2 protein-coding genes are annotated in these 2,161 nt (G+C 70.9%); both read left to right on the top strand.

All coding sequences use genetic code 11. The features are described 5' to 3' along the window. On the top strand, positions 1 to 771 hold a 771-nt coding region (locus tag G6027_RS14585; RefSeq protein WP_206682495.1), incomplete at its 5' end, for a hypothetical protein. A 114-nt stretch (positions 772 to 885) separates the two neighbouring features. Then, positions 886 to 1,995, top strand: coding sequence for an alpha/beta hydrolase fold domain-containing protein (locus tag G6027_RS14580; RefSeq protein ID WP_182637802.1), 1,110 nt, complete (start codon positions 886 to 888; stop codon positions 1,993 to 1,995). Positions 1,996 to 2,161: the final 166 nt, after the last annotated feature.

Below are 2,161 nucleotides of genomic sequence, written 5' to 3'. Positions count from 1 at the left end.
GCCCACGCCGGCCGGTTCCTCGGACGGCCGGTGGGCCTGGCCGCCCGGCTCCAGCGCGGTGCCCTGCTGGGGTGGGGCGCGGCCATCGTCGTCCTGGGCACCGTCAACGGCGCGTTCACCGACGCCATGCTCAGCGCGAGCGGGGACATGCCGCAGGCGATGCAGGACATGTTCGGCGCCCAGGGCCTGGTCAACGGCTACGTGGCCTTTCTGGGGTCGTTCGTCGCCGTCCTCACCGCCGCGTACGTGGTCTACGCGATGCAGTCCCTCCGGGACGAGGAGGGCAGGGGTCGCGCCGACCTGATCCTGGCCACGCCCGTCAGCCGGATCTCGTGGGTGGGCGCCCACCTCGCCGTGGTGGCCTGCGGTGCGGTGCTCATCCTGGCGGTCACCGGGGTCTGCACGGCGCTGGCCGCCGCCGTGGTCACCGGAGACACCTCGCTCGTCGGTGGGGTGATCGGCTCGCACCTCGGCGCCACCCCGGCGGTCCTGCTGGTACTGGGGGTCTGTGCGGTGCTCTACGGGTGGGCGCCCCGGTTGACGGCGCCCGTCGGCTGGGCGGTGGTCGCGCTGATGTTCCTGGTGGCCAACTTCGCCGACCTGCTGGACTTCCCCGCGTGGCTCCGGTCGCTCTCGCCGCTGCGCCATCTCGCCGCCGTCCCGGTGGAGGAGTTCGCCCCGGCGCCGTTCCTCATCGTCACCGTCCTGGCGGCGATCTTCGTGGTGGTGGGACTGATCGGGTTCCGGCGTCGGCAGGTCGCGGCGGTCTAGACGAGCCCCGCTGGTCCGTGGGTCGGGCCGCGGGGCGGCCACCGGGACCGGGAGGCTGCTGCCGTCGCGGTCAGGGAATCCTCCGCCGGTGCGGCTAGAGTCGCAGCCGTGGTGATGGCGGATCGTGACGGCGTGAGGACCTCCTCCGGTCCGGTGACGGCGTTGACCGTGGTCGGGTTGGCCAATTCGATGGCCAACGGGCTGGTGCGCGTGCCGTTCCAGAGTCCGTGGAAGGGCCCCGCCGGGGTGATCGACAATCTCGGGCAGGCGGTCACGCGACAGACCCTCCGCTCGTTCATGGGGTACTCGATGGGGCTCCCGATCGAGGAGTTCCGCTCGATGGAGAAGGTCCTCGACGGCGTGTGCCGCGCCGTGGTCCCCCCGGTGGTCCAGCTCTCCGAGCGCGTGGAGATCTCCCGGGACATGATCGGAGGGGTGCCGGGCCTGTGGTGTCGAGCCAAGGCCAGCTCCGACGCGTTCATCGACGACGACGCCGGCAAGGAGCCCATCGGCGCAACGGTCCTCTACCTGCACGGAGGTGGATACATCGGGACGTCACCCATGATGTACGCGGCCTTTGCCGCGGCCCTGGTCAACGCCACCGGATTCGAGATCTTCATCCCCGACTACCGGATGGCGCCCGAATTCCCCTTCCCCGCCAGCGTGCTCGATGCCACCGACGTCTACAAGGGGCTCCTGACGCGGGGAACCGAACCCGGGCATCTGGTGGTCGCCGGCGACTCGGGCGGCGGGGGGCTGGCCGCATCCCTGCTCCACCACCTGCACACCGAGGCGATCCCCGCGCCCGCAGCGGTCGCGCTGTTCTCGCCGGAGGTCGATCTCGAGCTGAACCACACGTCGGTCACCGAGAACGCTCCGCTCGACATCCTGCCCTGGAACGTGCCGGTGGCCCCCTATCTGCGCGGCGTTCTGCCCAGCGATGCCCGGGTGTCGGCAACGCGCGCCGAGCCCGACCCGGCATGGTTTCCCCCCACGTTCGTGTGTTGGGGTGCGGACGAGATCTTCCGGGACGGTATCGCCGAGTTCGTGGCCGGGCTCGAGGCCGCCGGAGTGCCGGTGCGCGCGATCGAGGAACCCGGGATGTTCCACGTCTACCCGATCCTCATGCCATGGTCGGAACCCGCCAAACGGGTGATGCGGACGCTCCACGAGCTGGCCGAGAGATACGTCAGCGCCGACCCGACGGCCGAGCAGACCCACTAGGTTCAGGTCGCCCCTGCACGCGCGCTGCCGGCGTGCCGGGTCACGCGTCGCCGTCGCGGGCGTCCCTCCGGGGAGACGCCAACACGCTGAGGATCCCCGACCATGTGGTCGTGTTCGAGTGGGTGGCGCAGCGGAAGATCCCGGTTCAGGCTGTAGCGGTTACGGC

This window comes from Dietzia sp. SLG310A2-38A2 (assembly GCF_014145095.1).
In the GTDB taxonomy this organism is placed as follows: Bacteria; Actinomycetota; Actinomycetes; order Mycobacteriales; family Mycobacteriaceae; genus Dietzia.
Note: the sequence above shows the minus strand (reverse complement) of the source record. Positions and strands in the feature narration are given on the sequence as shown.